Source organism: Bacillus sp. OTU2372, assembly GCF_038440275.1.
In the GTDB taxonomy this organism is placed as follows: domain Bacteria; phylum Bacillota; class Bacilli; order Bacillales; family Cytobacillaceae; genus Neobacillus; species Neobacillus bataviensis_B.
In genome coordinates, this window is record NZ_JASATK010000001.1 from 72,045 (window position 1) to 95,343 (window position 23,299).

23 protein-coding genes and 1 riboswitch are annotated in these 23,299 nt (G+C 37.8%); of the genes, 11 read left to right on the forward strand and 12 right to left on the reverse strand.

The window, feature by feature from the left end; translation table 11 throughout:
* Nucleotides 1-114 precede the first annotated feature (114 nt).
* The 3 genes from AAHB15_RS00395 to AAHB15_RS00405 form a co-directional block, all read right to left on the reverse strand.
* On the reverse strand, nt 115-1,425 hold the full coding sequence (locus AAHB15_RS00395; RefSeq protein ID WP_098529727.1) for a hemolysin family protein: 1,311 nt from the start codon (nt 1,423-1,425) through the stop codon (nt 115-117).
* A gap of 204 nt (nt 1,426-1,629) precedes the next feature.
* Nucleotides 1,630-2,181 carry a GNAT family N-acetyltransferase gene (locus AAHB15_RS00400; RefSeq protein WP_144567387.1) on the reverse strand — a complete coding sequence of 184 codons (552 nt, stop codon included), beginning with the start codon at nt 2,179-2,181 and terminating at the stop codon, nt 1,630-1,632.
* 117 nt (nt 2,182-2,298) lie between these two features.
* The gene (locus AAHB15_RS00405; protein WP_335571671.1) at nt 2,299-3,453 is read right to left on the reverse strand and encodes a histidine kinase N-terminal domain-containing protein; all 1,155 of its coding nucleotides are present in this window, start codon (nt 3,451-3,453) and stop codon (nt 2,299-2,301) included.
* A gap of 212 nt (nt 3,454-3,665) precedes the next feature.
* A riboswitch (TPP riboswitch) is annotated at nt 3,666-3,774 on the forward strand.
* 119 nt (nt 3,775-3,893) lie between these two features.
* Here AAHB15_RS00405 and thiT point away from each other — a divergent pair.
* The 7 genes from thiT (at nt 3,894) to fumC (ending at nt 11,787) form a co-directional block, all read left to right on the forward strand.
* Nucleotides 3,894-4,484 (forward strand): energy-coupled thiamine transporter ThiT, encoded by a 591-nt coding sequence (gene thiT / locus AAHB15_RS00410; protein ID WP_335571672.1) that lies wholly within the window; start codon nt 3,894-3,896, stop codon nt 4,482-4,484.
* 174 nt (nt 4,485-4,658) lie between these two features.
* Complete coding sequence (locus AAHB15_RS00415) at nt 4,659-4,883, forward strand: FeoA family protein (protein WP_098529731.1); 225 nt, start codon at nt 4,659-4,661, stop codon at nt 4,881-4,883.
* On the forward strand, nt 4,883-6,886 hold the full coding sequence (feoB, locus tag AAHB15_RS00420) for a ferrous iron transport protein B (protein WP_342041537.1): 2,004 nt from the start codon (nt 4,883-4,885) through the stop codon (nt 6,884-6,886). Before AAHB15_RS00415 ends, feoB begins: the two co-directional genes overlap by 1 nt.
* A gap of 21 nt (nt 6,887-6,907) precedes the next feature.
* Nucleotides 6,908-7,063: a FeoB-associated Cys-rich membrane protein gene (locus AAHB15_RS00425; protein WP_342041539.1), complete on the forward strand. Its 156-nt coding sequence runs from the start codon at nt 6,908-6,910 to the stop codon at nt 7,061-7,063.
* Between the two features lie 159 nt (nt 7,064-7,222).
* Nucleotides 7,223-7,678, forward strand: a complete 456-nt coding sequence (locus tag AAHB15_RS00430; protein ID WP_335571675.1) for a helix-turn-helix transcriptional regulator — start codon at nt 7,223-7,225, stop codon at nt 7,676-7,678.
* A 133-nt stretch (nt 7,679-7,811) separates the two neighbouring features.
* Complete coding sequence (locus AAHB15_RS00435) at nt 7,812-9,851, forward strand: transglycosylase domain-containing protein (protein ID WP_342041540.1); 2,040 nt, start codon at nt 7,812-7,814, stop codon at nt 9,849-9,851.
* A gap of 511 nt (nt 9,852-10,362) precedes the next feature.
* Complete coding sequence (fumC, locus tag AAHB15_RS00440; protein WP_446715834.1) at nt 10,363-11,787, forward strand: class II fumarate hydratase; 1,425 nt, start codon at nt 10,363-10,365, stop codon at nt 11,785-11,787.
* 186 nt (nt 11,788-11,973) lie between these two features.
* Here the strand turns inward: fumC and AAHB15_RS00445 are convergent, their stop codons facing one another.
* Nucleotides 11,974-12,180 (reverse strand): alpha/beta-type small acid-soluble spore protein, encoded by a 207-nt coding sequence (locus AAHB15_RS00445; protein ID WP_098529737.1) that lies wholly within the window; start codon nt 12,178-12,180, stop codon nt 11,974-11,976.
* Nucleotides 12,181-12,554: 374 nt separating this feature from the next.
* Between AAHB15_RS00445 and AAHB15_RS00450 the strand changes: the two genes are divergently transcribed.
* Nucleotides 12,555-12,752, forward strand: a complete 198-nt coding sequence (locus AAHB15_RS00450; RefSeq protein WP_285857767.1) for a hypothetical protein — start codon at nt 12,555-12,557, stop codon at nt 12,750-12,752.
* A gap of 50 nt (nt 12,753-12,802) precedes the next feature.
* Here AAHB15_RS00450 and AAHB15_RS00455 read toward each other — a convergent pair whose 3' ends face one another.
* From AAHB15_RS00455 to AAHB15_RS00490, 8 genes are all read right to left on the reverse strand, one after another.
* Complete coding sequence (locus AAHB15_RS00455; protein ID WP_144567396.1) at nt 12,803-13,903, reverse strand: ABC transporter ATP-binding protein; 1,101 nt, start codon at nt 13,901-13,903, stop codon at nt 12,803-12,805.
* Nucleotides 13,904-14,009: 106 nt separating this feature from the next.
* Nucleotides 14,010-14,912 carry a PucR family transcriptional regulator gene (locus AAHB15_RS00460; RefSeq protein WP_335571678.1) on the reverse strand — a complete coding sequence of 301 codons (903 nt, stop codon included), beginning with the start codon at nt 14,910-14,912 and terminating at the stop codon, nt 14,010-14,012.
* 120 nt (nt 14,913-15,032) lie between these two features.
* Nucleotides 15,033-15,218 (reverse strand): hypothetical protein, encoded by a 186-nt coding sequence (locus AAHB15_RS00465; protein ID WP_335571689.1) that lies wholly within the window; start codon nt 15,216-15,218, stop codon nt 15,033-15,035.
* Between the two features lie 135 nt (nt 15,219-15,353).
* Nucleotides 15,354-15,563, reverse strand: a complete 210-nt coding sequence (locus AAHB15_RS00470) for a YheE family protein (protein ID WP_335571679.1) — start codon at nt 15,561-15,563, stop codon at nt 15,354-15,356.
* A 77-nt stretch (nt 15,564-15,640) separates the two neighbouring features.
* Nucleotides 15,641-16,684, reverse strand: coding sequence for a YheC/YheD family endospore coat-associated protein (locus tag AAHB15_RS00475; protein ID WP_342041543.1), 1,044 nt, complete (start codon nt 16,682-16,684; stop codon nt 15,641-15,643).
* Nucleotides 16,681-18,045, reverse strand: coding sequence for a YheC/YheD family endospore coat-associated protein (locus tag AAHB15_RS00480; RefSeq protein WP_342041544.1), 1,365 nt, complete (start codon nt 18,043-18,045; stop codon nt 16,681-16,683). Before AAHB15_RS00480 ends, AAHB15_RS00475 begins: the two co-directional genes overlap by 4 nt.
* Nucleotides 18,023-19,126, reverse strand: coding sequence for a YheC/YheD family endospore coat-associated protein (locus AAHB15_RS00485; protein ID WP_342041545.1), 1,104 nt, complete (start codon nt 19,124-19,126; stop codon nt 18,023-18,025). The genes AAHB15_RS00480 and AAHB15_RS00485 overlap by 23 nt, the downstream gene beginning before the upstream one ends.
* A 1-nt stretch (nt 19,127) precedes the next feature.
* Complete coding sequence (locus AAHB15_RS00490; protein WP_335571684.1) at nt 19,128-20,504, reverse strand: YheC/YheD family endospore coat-associated protein; 1,377 nt, start codon at nt 20,502-20,504, stop codon at nt 19,128-19,130.
* Nucleotides 20,505-20,654: 150 nt separating this feature from the next.
* Between AAHB15_RS00490 and AAHB15_RS00495 the strand changes: the two genes are divergently transcribed.
* The 3 genes from AAHB15_RS00495 (at nt 20,655) to AAHB15_RS00505 (ending at nt 23,278) form a co-directional block, all read left to right on the forward strand.
* Nucleotides 20,655-21,002: a YlbF family regulator gene (locus AAHB15_RS00495; protein WP_098529746.1), complete on the forward strand. Its 348-nt coding sequence runs from the start codon at nt 20,655-20,657 to the stop codon at nt 21,000-21,002.
* Between the two features lie 118 nt (nt 21,003-21,120).
* Nucleotides 21,121-21,990 carry a Cof-type HAD-IIB family hydrolase gene (locus AAHB15_RS00500; protein ID WP_335571685.1) on the forward strand — a complete coding sequence of 290 codons (870 nt, stop codon included), beginning with the start codon at nt 21,121-21,123 and terminating at the stop codon, nt 21,988-21,990.
* Nucleotides 21,991-22,486: 496 nt separating this feature from the next.
* Nucleotides 22,487-23,278, forward strand: coding sequence for an enoyl-CoA hydratase (locus tag AAHB15_RS00505; protein WP_335571686.1), 792 nt, complete (start codon nt 22,487-22,489; stop codon nt 23,276-23,278).
* Nucleotides 23,279-23,299: the final 21 nt, after the last annotated feature.

A 23,299-nucleotide genomic window follows, 5' to 3' on the forward strand; every position in this document is an offset into this window, starting at 1 on the left:
AACGTTCTAGTTTAGATAGTAATATATACTTATATTTTATGGGGAATTGCCGTAAGTATGAATATAAAAAACTAAATATTACAAAAAATGTGTAAAAAAATATAACGCCTCGATTTACTCGGAGGCGTTTTTATCAACCTTACTTACTTCAATATAGACTATATGATGACCTTCGATTTCTTTTATTTGAAACGTGAAACCTTCTTTTTCAATTGAATCACCCTTTTTGACATCAAACTTTTGCGTTAAAAACCATCCGCCAATTGTGTCTACTTCCTCTTCTTCAAGCGTTGTTCCCAGAAGATCATTTACCTCGCTTATTAGAACTTTCCCATCTAAAATATAATGATATTCACCCTTTTTTTGGATAAGAGGAAGCTCATCCAAATCAAATTCATCTCGAATCTCACCGACAATTTCCTCGAGAATATCTTCAACGGTGACAATCCCTGCAGTACCGCCATATTCATCAGATAATACCGCCATATGGGAGCGGTTTTTTTGTAATTTCACTAAAAGTTCCTGAATAGGGATATTTTCAATTACATGAATAACAGGTTTGATATAGGGGAGAAGGGGCTGTTCCCCAGTACATTTTTGCTGAATACAATCGGTAAGGACCTCTTTAATATTCACCACTCCCAGAATATTATCTTTATCACCGTCAATGAGGGGATACCGGGTATATTTTTCCTCGCGGACAATTTCGATAATTTCCTCCATTGTCGCATCTCTTGAAAGGGTGACGATTTCAGTCCTTGGTACCATAATTTCCTTTGCAATTCGATCGTCAAATTCAAAAATATTATTCATATAACTATATTCCGAATGATTGATCTCGCCGCTTTCATAGCTTTGCGACAGAATTATCCGCAGTTCTTCTTCAGATAAAACAATCTCTTGCTCAGAAGTTGGTTTAATCCCGAATAATCCCGTTACAAACCGGGCAGACCGGTTTAGAATCCAAATAAAGGGGTACATCAACCGATAAAAAAGTATCATTGGTTTTGCAAAAAGCATAATGATTTGTTCCGACCTTTGAATCGCAAACGTTTTTGGTGCTAATTCACCAATAACTACATTGAAAAAGGTAATGATAGAAAAAGCAAGAATAAAGGAGATCACTTGTTTCAATGATTGCGGTAACTGAATCCAATTAAAAATAGGTTCTAAAAGTCTACGGACTGTTGGCTCTCCCAACCAGCCCAAGATTAAGGAAGTAATCGTAATCCCGACCTGTGTGGCTGATAAATACCCATCTAAATTAGAAATGAGTTTTTTTGCTGCTTCTGCTTTTTTATTACCTTCTGAAATTAATTGATCTATTCTAGTCGTCCGCACCTTTACCATCGCAAATTCTGATGCAACAAAAAATGCGGTAAAGGTAATCAGTATAGCGATAATTAAAACGTTCATCCAAATCATTTAGCACCTTACAAAGGGTAAGGCATGCCACCTCACTTACTTTTTACTCTATGTAATGATTATTCCCTATAATTCCAACTTCTAACTTTTTCAAATTGCCAAGTTTTCTTTTATTATTTCAAATATGACTCTTATTAGCAAATTAGCTATCAATTCAACAAAAAAAGCAGCCATGTTGGCCGCTTGATCATTGGTATTATGGTACTAAATATGCACAGTCTTCCATTCCCGCGCCAGCATGCTATAAATAATAAGGTCATGAAAATGACCGTTTAAATGTTCTCCATCACGAACCGTCCCTTCCCTGACAAACCGCAGCCGCTCTGGAATGGCACGGCTTTTTATATTATTTACTCCGCAGCGGATTTCAATCCGGTTTATACCTAATTGGAAAAAGCAATAATTCAGCAGGGCTTTAACGGACCTTGTAATAATTCCATGACCTTCCGCTTTTTTAGCTAAATAATAACCAATACTCGCCATGCTGTTATACCAATCAATTTGGTGCAAACCCAAGGAGCCGACAAGCTCCCCCCGGTAAAGAATCCCTACATTAAGGCCGCTGTTTTCAGCAAATTGATTAAGCCATACCGGGATTATGGTTTCTATCTGATAGGGGGAGGCCATACTATCCACCCATGGCATCCATTCCCGTAAATGTTCACGATTCTCCTCAATAAGTTGGAAAAGTGTTAAGGCGTGATGCCGTTGAAACAATTGTAACTCAATCTCATGATCCACTTTTAATGTAAACATAGGCCTATTCTCCTGATGATGATTTTTGGTACATCATATGCGCGTGCAGGCCGGAATGGGAGATGAATTTAAAAAGAAAAAAATCCCTGCTTATTTGAAAGTGGGATTCGATGTCCTCTATAGATTAATTTCCTGCTCATCACTTAGGTCCAAAGCAACTGGCAAGTAAATGGAAAACGTTGTTTTATCTTGTGAAGAGTCGCAGGTTAATTTTCCTTTATGTTTTTCAATAATTTCTTTACAGACAAACAAGCCGAGGCCAGTCCCCAGTTTTTTTGTAGTGAAAAACGGTTCGAAAATGGTTTTATGCAACTCAGTTGGAATGACGGGCCCATTATTTGAAATACTAATTTTTATCGTTGTATTGTCTTCTAATAAACTGTTTATCTCAATCGTCGGATTTGCGACCTCGTGGTGATTCAGAACATCAATGGCATTAAAAATGATATTAATAAAGACCTGCCTGATTTCATCTGCATAGCCATTCAATGTATAGTCGCCGTCTAAATGATTTTGAATTTTAACTTTACCGTCCAAAATACTAGGGTAGAGGAAGTTTAAAACCTCATCAATTAAGTGGTTTAATTTGAAAAATACCTTTTCCTTACCAATAAGCTCTTTTTTCGAAAGTAACAAAAACTGGGAGATACGAAAATTAAGCTGGTCCAATTCACTTGAAATGATATCTAAATATCTCATATTTGGATAATCGGCTTTCAGTAATTGAATAAATCCCTGAACAGATGTAAGTGGGTTTCTAAATTCATGAATAAAGCTTGAAGTCATTTGGCCGAGAAGTGTTAAGCGATCCTGGTGGGTTGAATCAATAAACATCGTCTTTTCTTCAATAATTTTATTCTTCGCTTCAGAGTAATGGGATACGGCAAAATATAAGAATTTATCAAAACAAAAGTTAATATCATTAATAGATTTTTGTAATTCGGACCATGTCAGTCCAGTCTTACTTAAATAGCTATATAAAATTGTCCTCCCGATATTGACATTGTATACAAAATCACCAATGTTAATGTCGGCCATAACCCGTTCCTTTGATATGGCAATGGCGATTTTTTCGATAATCGTTAATAATTCTTCCTTAGATATGGTATGCATCGTTAGAATAACATCTAATAGGGCTTCCCCATTTTCACGTATTTTACCTTTAAAGGGATCACCATGATATATCATGATTGCATTTTCCCATTCTTGTACTAATTGCTTTTTGTTATGAGCAAAAAAGGCGATTAAATCCGTTTGTTCTCCCGTAAACATGTTGTTTCCCCCTATTGGTTTTAACCAAACTGATTACCATGATAATTCGCTGAAGAATGAAAAAATCCTTTATGAAATTTAAGGAAAAAATTTTTATCCAGTGAAATGTTATTAATTATCCATAATTTATAATGTCGTATATAACATTCTCTATAACAAATATCTTGTTTAATTAGTGGTAGAGTAGTATATTTTCTATGGATACAATTGAATACTTCCACAGGGGGAGCTGCTTTCTGGGCGGCTGAGAGTGAACGTTAGCGTTCTGACCCTATGAACCTGTTAGTTAACACTAGCGTAGGGATGTGGTTTGCTTAAATACAAAGCAATTCAGACATTCCAAGTTCTGAATTGCTTTTTTTCTTCCACATTGTTATGGCAACATATAGTCTTTCGGAAGAGATCAAGCGGGTCTATTTATATAGAGGGGGAAATGTTTAGTGAATCAAACAAGAAGTAATACTTTATTTATTGCAGAAGTTGCTGTATTTACTGCACTTGCTTATTTATTAGATTTTGTCGCGGGAATTGTATCTTTAAGAATTTGGCCGCAGGGTGGTTCCATCTCCATTGCGATGGTGCCGATATTCCTGATTGCCTATCGCTGGGGGATAAAGGGTGGACTTTTAACAGGCTTTTTATTAGGTTTCCTTCAGTTTATTCTAGGGTTTTCCCAAGTTTATACGATTGTACAAGGGATTATTGATTACTTTATTGCTTTTACAGTTGTTGGTTCCGCAGGAGTTTTTGCACCTGCCATTAAAAAATCAATCAATGAACAGAACAATGGTAAATGGATGGCTTATGTAATTAGTGGGGCATTTTTGGGAAGTGCACTTAGATATTTTTGTCATGTGATTTCTGGGATTGCCTTTTTCGGCGAGTATGCTCCAAAAGGCCAGCCGGTAGCTATCTACTCTCTACTATATAATGGAACCTATATGCTGCCTAATTTCATTATTAGTGCAACCATTACTATTGTACTAATTAGTGCCCTTCCAAAGAAAATGATTTTGCAAAAAAGTCTATAATAAAGGAAAAAAGGAAAGGATTAGTTCTTTTCCTTTTTTTTATATAGATATCGATGACCTTCTGAATATATTTTCGAACTTTTGTCAAATTTATCATGCTTATTAACTCAAAAAAGTGTTAAAATACAATTAGAAAGATAATCATTCTCAATTAACGTAGATAGGGTGATATACATGTTTGGTTCTTTAAAAACAGGAGATAAAGGAAAAATAATTGACCTATCTCATGTTGGTCACCTCGTTCAAAGGCGCTTACTTGATTTAGGAATTACTGAAGGATCTGAAGTCTGTGTAAAATGTGTGATGCCATTTGGCGGCCCAATTATGATCGAATCCTGCGGCCAATGTGTAGGGATTCGCCGAAAAGAAGCCGTTCAGATTGAAGTGGAGAGAATATAATGGAAATCGCTCTAATTGGAAACCCGAATACTGGAAAAACTTCATTGTTTAATAATTTAACAGGTTCCTATGAGTATGTTGGCAACTGGAGCGGTGTAACGGTTGAAAAAAAAGTCGGAGTTTTCAAGAATAATATTGGACAATTAATAGATTTACCGGGAGTATATACTCTTAATCCTTTATCAAAGGATGAGGGGGTTGTAACTTCGTTTTTTTTAACTGAATCAGTTGACCGGTTATTAAATATTTTAGACGCATCACAATTAGAACGTAATTTACATTTAACACTGCAATTACTTGAGTTTGAGAAGCCTGCACTTATAGGTTTAAATATGATTGATGTTGCCAATAAACGCGGCATTCATGTTGATGCTCCGAAGCTGGCCAAAGTTCTAGGCGTTCCGGTTGTGCCTGTCGTGGCTCGGAGTGGAAAAGGGTGTGACAAGCTTGTAGATGTAATCTCTACAAAATCCATCCAGCCTGCCAATAAGCACATAGTCTATTATGGCAAAGAGGTAGAAGAGGCGATTACGGCAATTACCGGTGAAATTAGTGGGAAGACCGGCCACTCTATTCGTTTTCTTGCTATTCAATATTTTGAGGGAAATCAATATGTTCAAAACTATGTAAACAGTATCGCCAATCCTCAAAGAATAAATGATATTGTGAGAAATTTGGAAAACAAGATTCAAGCACGATTGGATGGAAAGTCACTCTCTAATTTTATTTATTTAAAACGAAAAAAAGTCATTGAAAAAATCGTTGCCGAAGTAGCTAGCAAAAGTGACTCAGGTTTACCACTATCTGAAAAAATTGATAGCATTGTAACGAATCGCTTTCTTGGGATGCCAATCTTTTTGCTGCTCATGTATTTCATGTTTATGCTGACATTTGATTGGCTGGGCACGCCTTTATCAAATGTGCTCGATGCCTTTTTAACGGGACCTGTCACGTCCGGGTTTGAGGCGGTCTTAAGTTCTATTCATGCCTCAAATTTTATTCATGACTTAATTATTGAAGGGTTAGTAGCTGGAGTTGGCGGCGTACTTGTGTTTGTACCGCAAATCTTTATCCTGTTCTTCTTTATTTCCTTATTAGAAGACTCTGGTTACATGGCGCGCGTAGCCCTTGTAATGGACCGTATAATGGAATCAGTAGGATTAAATGGCAAAGCTTTTATCCCAATGATGATTGGCTTTGGCTGTAATGTTCCTGGGATTATGGCGGCTAGAACGATTGAAACTCCTCGCGAGAGACTATTAACTATACTATTAACACCATTAATGTCATGCTCAGCCCGGTTACCGGTATACGCCTTATTTGTAGGATCCTTTTTTGCAGGCCATAAGGCATTTGTTGTTCTTAGCCTATACTTGTTGGGAATTGTAGTAGCATTGACGTTAGCCAAAGTATTTTCTAAAACTCTGCTAAAATCTGAAACATCTTTATTTGTTATTGAACTTCCTCCATACCGACTTCCACAGTTTCAATCATTATGGAGAAGTACTTGGGATAAAGGGAAAGGATTTGTTAGAAAGGCGGGAACATTTATTTTTGCCGGTTCCGTCTTTATCTGGCTATTATCTTATGCAGGTCCTAATGGCCTGAAAGTTGATATGGACCATAGCTATTTAGCTGCTGTTGGTAATATAATTGCCCCTATTTTTAATCCGATTGGCTTTGGAACCTGGCAGGCATCTGCTTCCTTAATAACAGGTTTCCTGGCTAAAGAAGCGATCATTTCAACCATGAATATTATTTACTTCGTTCCAAATGATGCAAGCCTGCAAGGGTTGTTGGCTAATTACTATACTCCGCTGGCAGCCTATAGCTATATGGTCTTTATCCTATTGTATATTCCTTGTTTGGCAACGACAGCAACCATTTATAAGGAAACCGGTTCTAAGAAATGGACTGCTTTTTCGATGATTTATGCGTTCGTTATTGCTTATGTATTGTCCTTGGTCATTTACCAAGGAGGAAAATTATTTGGATTGATGTAAAATCTTGAAGGGGTGGACCCAATGATTGCGAGTATAATAATCGGTTTGGCTATTTTTGGATATGCTGCCTGGGCATTAGTGAAATTCATTAGTAAATCCAAAAAGGGAAAATGCGCCGCCTGTGATTTGAAAAATTCATGTTCCAGTCAGTGCGGTATCCCACCACGAAATGCGTAAACGCCCTGGTCAGCGGCGTATGGCCTGGAGTTAGACAAATATAAAAGATAAAGTACTTAAACTGCTAAGTGAAATATAGCAGTTTTTTTTCTTGAAATTTGAATAGTCCTATAAACTTGTGTAAAATTACACTAGAAGAAATTGAAGGAAGGGCTTACTGTGACCAGGGATGAAATTATTATACAGGTTTCTGAGAAGCTTCGGCTGATTAGGACAGAAGCGGGTTATACCCAGGATAAAATGGCTGATATTATCGGTATTTCGAAGAAAACCCTTGTACAAATTGAAAAAGGGAGGGTTCTGGCTGGCTGGTCGACAGTTGTTTCCATTTGTGCCCTTTTTCGAGAAACGGAAACCGTCCAATTTTTATTTGGAAATGAACCCCTAGAGGTATTAGAAACAGTTGCCCTAAACGGAATCGACCTTCGTAAAGCAAAAACCCTTGGCGGACGAGTTTGGTGGAGGGGGATTTCGCAAAAAAACGGCTTTATCCTTCAGCAAAATATATTAAGTAAGCATTTTCGGATTCTAGACGATCAAAACTATCGTATCTTTTCAAGCTTTGATGAAAAGCTTTCTAGACAACGCTTTAAAGAACTGGCAAAAAGTGAATAATAATGCGAAAAAAAGATGAGGCCTCGGCCCATCTTTTTTTCATAGTGATGTTTTTTTTCAAATTTTTACAAAGACTAATAAATAATCGAAGAGTATTCCTGTTAAAAGATTACAGCTAAAGGATGTCCTCATAGTGATTTTTACAGAAAAAGTAATTGTTCTTTTTAAGCGGTTGAGGAAGTGGCATTTGTTTCAAGTGATTTTGTTGTTGATATTGATTCTAGTGTTAGTCTTTTTCGGTCTTCTTTCTTATTTCTCAAAGGATGCAGATATTTCAGGATTAAAGAATGAGCTGCCACAGCCGACTGTTTTTTATGATGTAAGTGGAAAAATCGCCAGTAAGGTATCTGCTAATAAGAATGAAGGGGTTCCAATTAAGGAAGTCCCGAATTCCTTGAAGAATGCCATTATTGCGATTGAAGACCATCGATTTTACCAGCATAATGGAGTTGATTTAATCGGAACTTCACGTGCACTGTTTCGTGACATGAAGGCAGGAGGGATGGTTGAAGGAGGCAGTACGATTACGCAGCAATTAACCAAAAATACGATTCTTACATCAGAAAAGACCCTTAAAAGAAAGTTACAAGAGGTATTTTTAGCCATTGCTGTTGAACGTGAGTATTCTAAACAGGAAATCCTTCAAATGTACGTGAATCAAATTTACTTTGGTAATGGTGCCTATGGTGTTAAACAAGCGGCTAGCAAATACTTTGCGAAAGATGTGCAGGAATTATCAGTAAATGAATCTGCCCTACTTGCCGGTTTAATTAAGGCGCCATCAGCTCTAAATCCCTATAAGCATTTGGAAAAGGCAACAGCAAGACGCAATCTAGTCTTATCTGAAATGGAGAAGCAAGGTTTTATCGATACTGAGCAATATCAACAGGCAAAGGCGGACAAGGTTGTCTTAATGAATAGAGGAGACGATCCGTTTCGTGGAAAATACCCTTATTACGTTGATCAAGTATTAGATGAAGCCGTAAAGCAATATGGCTTTACACAGGATGAATTATTAACTGGCGGTTTCCAAATTTATACGGAACTTGATCCAAAAATGCAAACCGCAATGGAAACAACCTATCAAAATAGCTCCCTATTTCCTAAAAGTGCGGATCGCCTTGTCCAAAGCGGCGGTGTATTACTCGACCCAAAAACAGGCGGGATCAGGGCCATTGTTGGTGGAAGAGGAAAGCATACCTTTAGAGGGTATAACCGTGCTTCCCAACTAAAGGCACAGCCGGGCTCTTCGTTTAAGCCAATTGTTGTATATACACCAGCCCTAGAGCAAGGCTGGAAGATTACCGATATGCTAAAGGATAAACTAATGAAGTTTGGATCTTATCAGCCAAGTAATTATGACCATCAATATGCAGGTGAGGTTCCTATGTATGAAGCGGTCAAGGAATCAAAAAATGTTTCTGCTGTGTGGCTCTTAAATGAATTAGGGATTGAAAAGGGAGTTGATGCTGTTAAGCGGTTCGGGATTCCATTGGATAAAGAGGATGATAATTTATCAATGGCTCTAGGCGGTTTGCATAAAGGGGTATCACCCTTAAATATGGCTGAGGCATTTTCTGTTTTTCCTAATAAAGGAAGTCGGATTAAGGCGCATGTTATTAAAAAAATCGTTGATTCAGAGGGGAATGCAGTCGCCGAGTGGAAAGAAAAAAAGGTCAGGGTAACATCAAAAGCTGTAACCGACAATATGACGACCATGCTTCTTGGTGTAGTGGAAGAAGGAACAGGAAAAGCAGCGCAAATCCCTGGCAGGGAAACAGCGGGAAAGACAGGATCTACGCAGGTACCAATTAAAGGAATAAACGGCTTGAAGGATCAATGGTTTGTCGGCTATACGCCACAGTTAGTCGGGGCGATATGGGTCGGTTATGATAAAACAGACGCTGACCATTATATAACCCCAGCTAATGGAACTGGTTCAGCTGTTGTCTTTCGTACAGTGATGGAAGAAGCATTAAAGGGCACCCCGAGCCAGCGTTTTAATGTCCCACATATCGCTCCATTGATAGAAAAAAGGAAAAAAGAAGAAGAGAAAAGTAATTTTCAAGAGCATTTCAACAATGAAGTCCAAAAGTGGGAAGACAGATGGAATAAACAAATCGAGAAGTGGAATAAAAAGTGGAAGAATAAAGGAAAAGGACATATTGATTAACGAATTTGCTGGGAAGAGAGGGTTTGGCTTTAATGGATGTCTACCGGTCACTTCCAAAAAGCTATATATTCACAAAAAATTCACTTCAAGTCACAAAGGTGTAATTTATATCACTTGCTGCATCCTGTCTTTATGATATTTTAAAAACAAAATCAAAGGGTGGGATATATATGTCAGAATACTCGGTTGTACTAGCGATTGGTAGTCTTCTAATTCTTTCCTATTTTATTGGATATACACTCATTAAATCTTAGACTGCAGACATGTGTCTGTAGTTTTTTTAATCGTTTGGAAATTATAAAATTTTCGCTTGTGGATAACTGTTAATAAAAGGATTGTCGACGTCCAGCTCCAGCACCTAGCCCCTCGATGGTTTACAGCCACTCAGGGAATGAAGGCAAAGAACGCCTTCTTTCCCTGAGCGTCTTATGCTTGTCGGGGCTGTTCAAGGCGCTTGCGCTTTTGTTCTTTAACAAAAGAAATTATTGCGATGTTAATAAATTAGGTAACAATGGATATATATATTGAAGTAGTCGAAAATGTGAGGTGGAAGGTTTTGGACAAATTTAGAATTGAGAAGGATACTCTAGGTGAAATTCGAGTTCCCGAAGATAAATATTGGGGAGCTCAGACACAGCGGAGCAAAGAAAATTTTAAAATTGGTGAAGAAAAAATGCCTATTGAAGTCATTTATGGGCTGGCATTTATTAAAAAAGCTGCGGCGATCGTTAATTCAAAATTAGGGAAGCTTGATGAAGTTAAAATGAGTATTATCCTAAACGTATGTAATGAGATACATAATGGGGATTATGATCAGCATTTTCCATTACTTGTTTGGCAAACCGGCAGTGGTACCCAATCTAATATGAATGTCAATGAAGTGATTGCCAATCGGGCAAATCAAAAACTTGTCGATATGGGAAGAGCAGAAAGAATTCATCCAAATGATGATGTAAATATGTCTCAAAGTTCGAATGATACGTTCCCAACAGCCATGCATATAGCAGCTTATATGAAAATTACTAGCCACTTAATCCCAGAGATTTTAGAACTGAAAAATACTCTACAAGAAAAAGAGAAGTCTTTTGCTGACATTGTCAAAATAGGCAGAACCCATTTACAGGATGCAACCCCACTTACCCTTGGCCAGGAAATCAGCGGCTGGAGGGCGATGCTTGAAAAAGATGTACAGATGATTAAGGAAGCTAGCCAGCATCTATTGAATTTGGCAATAGGAGGAACAGCGGTAGGGACAGGCATTAATGCCCATCCACAATTTGGACAAATGATGGCTGAGGAACTTAGCAAGCTAACAGGTTATTCCTTTAAATCTTCGGATAATAAATTTCATGCATTGACAAGTCATGATGAAATTGTTTTTGTGCACGGTGCATTAAAGGCATTGGCTGCCGATTTAATGAAAATGGCTAATGATGTCCGTTGGCTTGCCAGTGGACCACGCAGTGGAATAGGAGAGATTAGCATTCCTGCAAATGAACCGGGAAGTTCCATTATGCCGGGAAAAGTCAACCCAACACAAAGCGAAGCCTTGACAATGGTTGCCTGCCAGATTTTTGGGAATGACGCTGCGATTGGTTTTGCTGCCAGTCAGGGTAATTTCGAGTTAAATGTTTTTAAACCAGTTATTATTTATAATCTCATTCAGACAATAAGGCTTCTTAGCGATGGGATTCATTCCTTTAATGAAAATTGTGCAATAGGAATTGAAGCAAACGTAGAAAAGATTAAAAATAATGTCGAGCGGTCGTTAATGTTAGTTACAGCGCTTAATCCACATATTGGCTATGAAAAAGCAGCTGAAATTGCAAAGCTTGCTTTTAAGGAAAATTGTACCCTAAAAGAAGCAGCACTTAAAACTGATTACGTAACGGAAGAACAATTTACTGAGTGGATCCAGCCTGAAAAGATGGTGTAATAAGAAAATCGCAAGGCGCTTAGACTTTGGCTTGTGACCTCGAGCCGATGGCGCATGGAGCTGGACAATTCTCGAGGTCAAAAACTTTTATACTTTCTTTCTTATCTCAAAACTGTGAAAGCCCCCTCCGTCAACAGGAAGGGGCTAAGCCATATTATTAATTTGTACAATAAAGTTTTTTAAAGATTAGCGTTGGAATCCGCCGCCAAGTTGAGATTCTGCCATAGCTACAAGACGCTTAGTGATTTCTCCTCCGACAGAACCGTTTGCACGTGAAGTAGTATCTGCACCAAGATTTACGCCAAACTCTTGAGCGATTTCATACTTCATTTGGTTAAGTGCTTGTTCTACGCCTGGTACTAAAAGTTGATTAGAGTTGTTGTTACTTGCCATAGTTGAATAACACTCCTCTTATTAATTTTGGGGTCAGTATGGAATTGAACCATAATATTGCCACCTGGCCTAACCCATATTATCAATGCTGCTGATAAAGAATATTAGTAATTGGAGATAATTCATTTTGGTTGGATGATCCGGAGTTGCACCGGATACTACCCTTGTTGTTGGCTTCATCCATCGGTGTAATTGTTGCTTTGTAATCTTTATTATGATTAATTTTTAGAGTTCTATTCAAAAAAATAAATTAGAAATTTATTCCATTACATATGAAGTTTAAGTTAACACAAACTAAGATTATCTTATAAATAAAAGGGTGAAGAATAGTGGCGATATGCCCGGTATGTAATGGATTAAGGGAAGTCTATTTAATGTGTACGAATTGCGGAGAACCTATGTTAGAAGCGGGGAGGCTCATTGATTTTTTTGATGATTACAGCCCCTATATGGAAATTGATTTAATGAAGCTTGAGGATGGATATCCAGATACGAATTCAGGTCAAAAGTGCCCGCATCTATATAGATGCCCTGCCTGTCATCATGATGAAGTGATTTTTATAAAAGAATAACCCCGTTACCTTAGATAACGGGGCCGATTCTCTTTAATATTTATCTTTCATTAATTTCTAATACGAGATTCCGTATCAGCATCAAAGAAATGTGCTTTATTTAAGTCAAAAGCAAGATCAACAGTTTCTCCAGGGTGAACATCAGCACGTGAATCTAAACGAGCAACGAAGTCCTGACCGCCGATACTAGAATATACCATTAATTCTGCACCAGTTAACTCGGCGACATCGATATTGGCTTTAATCTTTGTTCCAGCTGAGGCTTCGATAAAGACAGGCTCATCATGGATATCTTCTGGACGTACGCCAAGGATTATTTCTTTTCCAACATAACCTTGCTCACGAAGGAATTTCATTTTTCCTTCTGGAACAGCAATCGTAATATTACCGATAACAAATTTTCCATCTTGAAGTTTACCATTAAAGAAGTTCATTGCAGGTGAACCGATGAAGCCGCCAACAAAAACATTCTCAGGCTTTTCATATACTTCTTTAGGAGAACCAACCTGTTGGATAACACCGTCTTTCATAACGACCAAACGTGTTGCCATTGTCATCGCTTCTGTCTGGTCATGGGTAACGTAGATCGTAGTAGTATCAAGACGGCGGTGAAGCTTAGCAATCTCTGCACGCATCGCAACACGAAGTTTAGCGTCCAGGTTTGATAATGGTTCGTCCATTAAGAATACTTTTGCGTCACGAACAATCGCACGGCCTAAGGCAACACGTTGACGCTGACCACCTGAAAGTGCTTTTGGCTTACGAGTTAAATAAGCTTCTAATCCAAGAATTTTTGCTGCTTCTTTAACACGACGGTCGATTTCATCTTTTGGAAATTTACGTAACTTCAATCCGAATGCCATGTTATCATATACAGTCATATGTGGATAAAGAGCATAGTTTTGGAATACCATCGCGATATCACGATCTTTAGGAGCTACATCGTTTACTCTTTTTCCATCAATGTAAAAGTCACCTTTTGAAATATCTTCAAGTCCAGCGATCATTCGAAGTGTTGTAGATTTACCGCAGCCAGATGGACCTACAAACACGATAAATTCCTTATCTTCGATATGCAAGTTGAAATCCTGTACAGCCGTTACTTTATTATCGTAAATTTTATAAATATGATCTAATTTTAATTCAGCCATTTTTTCTTCCTCCCTGTGTAAGTTGTATCTTTAGTTTACAGGGAATGAAAACATTTACATATGGACAGGTTGCACAAAAAGTGAAAACGCTTTTTTGGGCATGTTGTCATTTTTTTTGTTCATATAGGAGGCAGGCTAAGAAGACGGTAAAAGCTCCGTAAAAATCTTTGAGGCTAATACCTGTTTTTTCAACAAATTTATCGATTCGATACTGTAGCGTATTTCGATGAATATATAATTTTTTGGCTGTCATGCTAGCGTTTAAATTGTTTTCAAGAAAGACTTTAATCGTTGAAAACATTTCATAATCCTCGTTAAATAAGTCAATAATTTCTTGACTAACTTTTGCTTTTAATTCAGGGGACAACTGATAGGCTATATATACAGGTAATACCCGTTCAAACGTAAAGATATTAAATAAGCCCATTTGTGAAAGGGCAAATGTAAAATATTCTTTCTCTTGGTGAAATTTGCTAGGTAATTGCCTTGAAAAAAGGATTGGTTTACCGATGTAAAAAGAAATTTTTACATAAAAATCGCTTTCTAGTGTTTCAGACATAGAAAGGATCTCTTCCTCTGAAAGTGACATCGTATTCTTATCTTCTATCACAATCCCTCGGCTTCCGCCTTCCCAAATAATGATTATATCTTCAGTGAAAAAACCTTTCAAAGCTGATTCTATTTCAGGCTGATTTGTTTCAGCTCCGTTTATGTTGAATTGAATTATTCTTAGAGAATTTCCAGCTAAGTGACTAGGCATGGGACCATTTGAATATAGAAAGTCATGCCACGCTTTTACAGCTGGGTGGAGGTTTGAACTTGGAAATTCTACCAAAGTATAGAGTACTGTAAGGAGGTTTAATTCCCGTTCATTTAGCTCTGTTTTAGGAATCCCAATCCATTCATCCTCTGATTCACTGCAAAAGTAAAGAAACCGTTCTGATGGATTTTTAGGCTTGCTGGGAAAAAGGATGGAATTTTGATAGAGTGGCAATAATTTTTTTATCATGTTTTATTTCCCCGTTTATTAAATTTTTCAGGCTTTAGGAAATATTATACCAATAGTGTGGCAGCGCATAAAAGATAAATGGCTGTACCTGTTAAATTATTAGGTACAGCCACTACACCATTATTCAATTTCTGCTGGTGGTTGTTCTTTAGGAAGATCATGCGCTTCTTCAATATTTGCAGCATCCTGGCGGGCATGGACTGAACCTCCAGACAAGCCTTCATTGATCATACGGTCTACATCTACATAAGCCTTATCTCTGCCTTCATAGGCTGATTCATTATTGGTTTTATTATTTTTACTCATCACAGACACCCTTTCCTCCTAAAAAATGAATCATTTGAATTTTTATCCTTTCTGGCTCAGGGTATACTCCCTTGCACAATAAGAGATTATTACCTTAGTGTGAGGCAAAGGGTGAGAGTTCATGCATTTTTCTCTTTATTCATAAACATGAAAAAGCATTAATTCGTGAATTTGGCCCTTTAATCGTTCAAGGTCCACTTGTTCTGGCGCAGTTCCAGTCCATTCAATGGTTCCAGTTTGGTGATAAATTCCGGTATATCTCTTTTTTTTATAATAAAAGGAAATTGACCAGCCAGGAATATTTTGATTTGAAAATAACGGATTATATTGAAAGTGCATAAGCATGGGAAACATCCTCCTTAAAGACGGTTATAAGTATAGCTTACCTTGTCTTATAGATGATGGATATCCTTTTTTTAAACTCAGGAAGATTCGTCTATTAGTTGGAGAAATAAGCGGCACAGGTTTTCGATTTTCCTTTCCTCAATATCCGTTTCATCAAAGCTCATCGGTTTTGAATTTACCTCATAAATATAATATCGACCTGTTTTACTTAATCCTGCGTCAATGGTAAACTCACCGAAGTAACCAAATTGGCTGGACAGTGATTTACCGATATTAGATATAATCGTCTGAAAAAATTCATCATGCTCATTTGATTGAAACAGGTGATAGGGAAGGAGCCTGCCTCCTGTTGGGATATGAGTTGTGATTTCCTGCTCCTGGGAAAGCCGGATTCCCACGCCTGTTAGAGTATAATCATCCTGATTGCCGTGTGCTAAGATACGAAAATCAAAACGTTTTCCTTCATACTCTGCCGAAAGAATTTCTTCCTGGGCTAGATATTGTTTCTTAAATAACTCTTCGGCCCATTTCTCCCAAAAATGAGTAAAGGATGGGTAGCTGTCTTGTTTATTAATGCCCTTAAGTTGAATTTCTGAAGGGCCGTTCAGTCTTAAACGAACAATACCTTTTCCCTTTGAGGATTGCGTAGGTTTTAAATAAATACCCCCGAATTTCTTTAGAAAGTCTAATAATTCATATTGCTCCTGCACAAGGATGGTTTCTGGTAAATAATCTCGAAGGATGCTATCCTTTTTTAATAATTGGAAAAGTTTATATTTATCGATAAAACAAGGATTAAAAAAAGGTATTTTCTTTTCCTGTAAGTACGCAAATAACCATTGGCTCTTTACATCTTTTTCTGAAGAACGAAACGGGATTCGATTATAGACAAGATCCGGGAGAGGAAAGGATCCTTTTTTCCAACAGTTTTCTTCAGGCGAATAGGAATATCCGTTTATATAATTAGTTTCCACTTCTTCCGGTATAAAGACAAAGCTTATTCCATTAAGTGAAATAAGCTTCTTTTGTATTTCTATAAAAAGTGGACCATTTCCGGCAATGGCTCCATCTGATTTACTTGCTGTCAAGATTCCAATCAATGGCGTGCTGTTACTTTTCATTTAAATAATTCCTCTGGATGTAATAAGGACTGCTCCGTTATAAAAACGGCAAAGGCAATCGATAATTTCCGGGTTAATAAATCAAATTCTTTTAATTCCGGATGACTAAAGATCGACCTGCCCGGTTTTGAATTTGCTTCAAAAAGCCAAACATCTCCGTTTCGGTCAATACCTAAATCAAAGCCAATCTCACCAATTATTCCTTCGATATTTTTATCGAGTGCTTTACTTAGCAAGAGCGCGGCGTTACTTAGTTTTTCACGATAAATTTCTGCTTCTTCCTTAGGGAAAATTTCGCCAATTGTTTTGATATCCCCGCCGCTTCGTGCGTGGGTGGTTACACTGCCTTGACCGGCAATTTTTCCGGCAATGGCTGTTACCTGCCATTCACCGTTTTCGTCCTTATTAGTATGGACGCGGAAATCAACCGAACGTTGATCATTTCTAAGCAGATGAATCCCTTGCTGGACTAACATTCTATCTAGTGATTGTGCTGCAAACACCGATTGGAATAATCGTTCCAAGCTTGAGTATTTACGTAAACGATTAACATCTGCTTCATCTTGATACCGGCAATAATAATCGTCAGTGTGTTTGTCGTAGATGACTTGATGAACACCATGACCAAGACTGCCATTCTTTGGCTTTATAAAAATATGACCATACTTGGATAGCATCGTTTCGATTGAAGAAAAGGACGTAAATGGAAAAGTTTCTGGCAAGTAGGCTGTAACGGAAGAGTCTTGTTGCAGTCTTTCATAGATATCAAGTTTATTAAAGAAACCGGGATTGTACCATGGAATCAGATATTCTTTTTGGAGACGATTTCTCACTTTAATTAATTTAGGGTTTTCCTCACTTTTTCGATTCGGCAGGCGGTCATAGATAACATTGGGGAAAGGGACTTCGACTGTTTGCCAAACATTCTCTTCAAAAAAGTATCCTTCTATTGTTCCCAACTCCCAATTAATATGCTGTTCCCCAAAAACAAAGGCAAGCGCACCGACTGATCGATTTACAGAAAGGAGTTTCGCAAAAAACAAGGTCCGTTCACCAATAGGCTGTTCTGGGTATGAAGTAAAACCAGCAGTAAATATGCCAACTAACGGACCAATATAGAGAACTTCATCCTCTAGAAAGGCATGTAAGGGGACTTTAAAATAAGGAAACTGAATCGTCTCTTGGATTTTCCTGCTAATGACAATTCGGTCATTTTTATCAGGATGAGGAAAAAATTCCACATCCATTGATTTTGATCCAAAAGCAATTCTTTTAATCTGTTTATCCTGAATTAAATTAGAAGGGCAAAAGACGATTAATTGATCATTTTGTGCAACTTCAATGAGATAATGTTTTCTCATAATAGACCTTCCTTTCCGTTTGATCCGTCTCTGAAAGGTATTTTCCGTAAAGGAGCGGTTGGGTGTATAGAGATTCTTGTAATTCAGGGTTTGTAGATAGTAGGACCTTCCTTCCTGGTTTAGAGTTTATATCAAGAATCCAGATCGATCCGTCTTTGGCAATGCCAATATCAACACCAATTTCAAATAGTGGCATAAACGCACTCTCTAAGGTAGTAGGGAGGCAGTTGAGTATATAAGTAAGCTCCTCCCTTATATATTCAGCCTTAGCCGGCGGCAGGGAAACGAGCCACTCTTTAAAATTAATTACGGTCCCCCCGGCAGCTAAGTTTGATAGAATACCGCCCGTAGTTCCAATCCGAATTCCCCGCCCTTGTTCACCCCAGATTCCCAGCTCATTTTTTTGCAGCAAAATCCGAATATCAAAGGGTTTGTGTTCCTTATTTGATAGCTCCAAATACGGTTGCAGCAGATAATGGCGCTGTTTCAATAGAAGTGTTAACCATTGAATAAGCCTTGCTTCATTCGGAAAAATGCGTGAAATAATTCTTTTTTGCTTTTCTGTTTTAACATGTATCGTCTTTTCATTTTTCTTTAAATAGTAAATACCGTACCCCTGGGAACCATTGATCGGTTTTAATATAATTTTTTTCTTTAAAGTAAGTTCCTTTAAAACACTTTCAACATCTGAGACGGCTTGTGTTGAAGGTAAATAGGAGGATAGGGCAGTAGTCTTTAAAGCTTGATATAGTTCGAATTTATTAGGTAAGCCATAGCCTAAAAATGTAATATCGCTACGGCTTTTTAACCAGGTTACGATGGGCAGGCATAGTTTGGAATGTTCATCCTCTCCATAAAAACAGCGATCATAAATGATAGTTGGGACAGGTGCTTGGCAAGGGATCCAAGAGTTTGACATTGAATCAAACCTCCTCCCTTTTACATGAAGGTTATGGGGATTGATATCGGATGGGATGAACCGGAATACCTCCATTCCCAATAACTCTGCACGGTTGGCCAACTCGTTAATATAAGCATTTTCACTTTCCAAATTTAATGTCATAATACCAAATGTTAGCAATTTACATATCCTCCTTCATAAAGGCTGTATCAAATGCAAGAATGGTGCAGAACAGAATAATGGCCTTGGCAGAGGGTCTAATTTTTGTTAAGCCATCCTCAAAGTTTTTGGAAGGCTTCGAATTAACCTCAATTAACCATGGTTTTCCATCTTGATCAACACCAATATCAATACCAAGCTCACCAATAACGCCTTGTGAATTTTGGCTTATAATGGAGGCAGCCTCAAGTGCCAATTCCTTCATTTCGGCTAGAACTTCTAAGGCTTTATTATCGTTTAGACAAGTCTTTAATGCGTTTAATGGTCGTGTAAGGGTGCCGCCTCTTGCTAAATTAGAGACAAATTCTTGTTTTCCGGCAATCCGTGCCACAGTTGAAGTTACCCGCCAATTGTTATCCAGATTTTGATGGCATAGAACTCGGAAATCCATCGAAGATGATTGATAGGACATCAATAAAATACCTTGTTGAATAATATAAATACGATTATGGATAAGTGGCTTAATTTGTTGAAATAGTTCATCCAATGAAAATAATTCTCTTTGTTTAGCCGGCCCAGATTTTAATGAGGTTTCAAGAGAATAACAGGAACCTGGTTCACGACTTACCTTAATAATATTTCTGCCCTGACTTCCATGGATAGGCTTTAGAAACAGGGTGTCATATTTTTGTATCATTTCATAAAAATGATCTTTCGAAAAAAGCTTTGTTTTCGGCAGATAGGAATCAAGATTCCTTATGTCTTTTAGGTGTTCGTATACTTCCCATTTTGAAAGAAAACGGTCGTTAAAAAACGGAATCAATAATTGATTCACTTTTGCTCGAAATTGTTTGAATTCTTTTTTATACTCTAAAGCTCTTGAATGAATCCGGTTATAAATGACATCAGGGGCAGGCAGCTGTGCAGCAGTCCATTTTCCATCTATCAAGTAATATCCTTGACTTAAAAACTGTTGATAGGAAAAAACATAAAAGAACCCGCCAGTCTCACTAATTCCTTGTTGAAGCTCCTCACAAAACAAATGTATGGAACGAAAGTAAGGTTCATTATTTTGGTTATCAATTGAATCTGTTAATAATGCTGCGACAGGTCCGAGCTTTAATGTCTGACTCTCGGGAAGAACCATTGCTTGAAATTTAAGAGGGTGAATGGGGAGATAAAAAGATTCCATTAAATCTTCGGAAAAATAGATCGTATTATCTGGTAAGTCTTTGGTTTGAACTTTAATTGGAATGGTTTTTCTGCCAATCGAGACGTTTATCTCGTGCATATTTAATTGGAGCAGCTTAAACAATTGGGCAGACATCTGGATAACATCCTGATCTTTGTCTGATAATTTTATTGGAACGACTAGGATCGAGGTTAACGAAAATGACATAATCACTCCTCATTTACTGGGATTTTGGGCATTAGGTGATATAAGTAATTTATGTAAATGCTTGAGGAAAGGTGATTTGAACATTCTCGCATTTAATTGAATAGTTTGTTATAGTTGTGAAGATGTTTATACAAAAAGGAGTGGCTTAAAATGGCAGTAAATTTATATGATTCCGCCTATGCATTAGAAACTGCAATTCGTCAAAGTAATGAGTATATACAATTACAGCAGGCTTATAACGAGGTAAATAAAGACCCTCAGTCAAAACAAATGTTTGACCAGTTCCGTCAAATGCAAATGAATTTGCAGCAAAAACAAATGATGGGCCAAAATATCTCTGAACAGGAAGTCCAGCAGGCACAATCCACTGTTGCCCTTGTTCAGCAGAATCAGAAAATAGCCCGGCTAATGGACGCAGAACAACGAATGAGCATGGTGATTGGTGAATTAAACAAAGTTATTATGAAACCATTGGAAGATTTATACGGAAATCTGTAAGATTAGTTGAAAGCCTTCGGTCCTAAAACCGAAGGCTTTTGCATTTCTGTTCTATATGTTTGTGGAAGGTCATAAAAGTGATATAAAGGCATTTTCACCAAGAACAGGGGGCAACATAATGATTTATCGCTTGCTTGCGCTAAATATCGATGGCACTCTTCTACAATCGAATGGCAAAATTCATAAATCAACAAGGGAAGCAATTGAATATGTTCAGCAAAAAGGAATTTATGTAACATTGGTTACATCGCGGAGCTTCCCTTCAGCCAAAAAGGTGGCGAAGGCGTTAAAAATTACAGCACCGCTTATCACCCACCAAGGGGCATTTATTGCAAATACCTTGGAGAAACCAGTTTATGTGAAAAGAATTAATGAGGACATTACGTATGATACGATTCGTTTTTTAGAGGCATTGCCGTGTCAAATTAGGCTAGTCCACGAGCAATTTTCATTAGCAAATAAATTAAAGCTTCATAATCAATTACTGGCCAAAACTGTATTTACTTCAGGAGACCCCGTTTTCTATTCCCAACAATTTGTGTCTACCTTAAGTGAGTATTTACACGACCAGCCGGTAACGCCTCCAAAAATAGAAGTGTATTTTGAAGATGAGCGGGACCTTAATGATGCCATCCAGGCATTAAGAAAAATGTTTACAGAGATTGATGTGATTCAATTGGATTCACTCAGGCTTGATATTGTTCCAGCCGGTGTTTCCAAGCTAATAGGATTAACATACTTAGGCAATCAACTAGGAATTAAGCGAAGTGAAATGGTGTATATTGGTGATGGACTTGATGATATCCCCTTAATCGAAGCAGCGGGTTTAGGAGTTTCGATGTGGAATGCCGACTTTGAGGTCAAGAGGTCATCCGATTGGGTAACAAGGTCCAAAAATGAACATGGTGTGGCCTACATGGTAAAAGAACACTTCCGCAAGCAGCAGCCTATTGAGTTCTTAAGAAAAATGAAAATCATTAAAAATTAAAAAACAAAGATATCAAGGCAACTTTAGAAGCCAATAAAGGTCAGGATGGAAAAGTACTGGTCTCTAATCAAAATCTCCTGCTTAATTTAGCAGGAGATTTTTAATTAAAAGAAAATTTGACCTTGAGAATTGTCTAGCTGCAGCGCCTAGGGGCTCTTAGGTCTAAGCTTATCCAGTTGCGGCTCCTTGGGACTCGAGACATAAGCCACCCCCTGAAGAAGGCAAAAAGCGCCTTCTTACAGTGTGCGTCTTAGTCTAGAGTCCCAGAACAGTCGCCTCCACATTTAGTTCAATCCGTCAAGAAGGCTAAAGAGCAGCCTTCTCGCCAGCTCGTCTGTAGCCTTGCGCCCCTAGGAAAAAATGAACTACTTTTTTCCCTGGTCAAGGCGCTTCCACTTTTCTGTTAAAATTCAATATATTTAGAAAGCTTGTTTTTATTCTAATCATTTCCATATATAATGAAAGTGAGTGAATAATAAAGGGGAGGAGATTTCCCATGTCAATTAATTTTGAAACAGATAAGGTCAATTTGCGAGTGAATAATCGTGTTGCCACCATTGAATTAAACCGGCCAGATGCATTAAACGCCATGGATACGGACGTCATCAAGGGGCTAGTTTATAAACTGAAGGAAATTAGTGATTCAGATGAGATTGATATTTTAGTAGTAACAGGAAAAGGAAGAGCCTTTTCATCCGGTGGAGATATTAAAACAATGCTGTCCAATATGAATGAAAGTGATTTCTTTCCTGTAATGGATTGCATTAGCGAATTAATTATTACCCTTTATAGCCTACCAAAACTAACTATTAGTGCTGTTTCGGGTGCGGCAGCAGGTTTAGGATTTAGTTTGGCGCTTGCCACTGATTATATTATTGCAGACAAAACTAGTAAGCTGGCGATGAATTTTATTGGTATTGGCTTAATACCCGATGGCGGGGCACACTTCTTTTTGGAAAAAAGATTAGGAGAGACGATGGCTAAGCAGGTCATTTGGGACGGAAAAATGTTAAGTGCTGACGAAGCATTTAAAATGGGATTAATCCAAGAGGTAGCTGAAAGCGGCCTTCAAGAAACGCTGGAGGCAAGGGTGCAAGATTGGCTGAGCCGACCGGTTCAGGCGATGATTAAAACTAAAAAAATAATGGCTGAGAAGAATCGTCCACAATTACTTAAAGTGCTGGAATTAGAAAAATATGGCCAGCAAAAAATGCGGGAAACGCTTGACCACCGTGAAGGTATCAGGGCTTTTATCGAAAAAAGGAAGCCGTTCTTTATAGGGAAATAAAACAAACAAAGAAGCCATAGG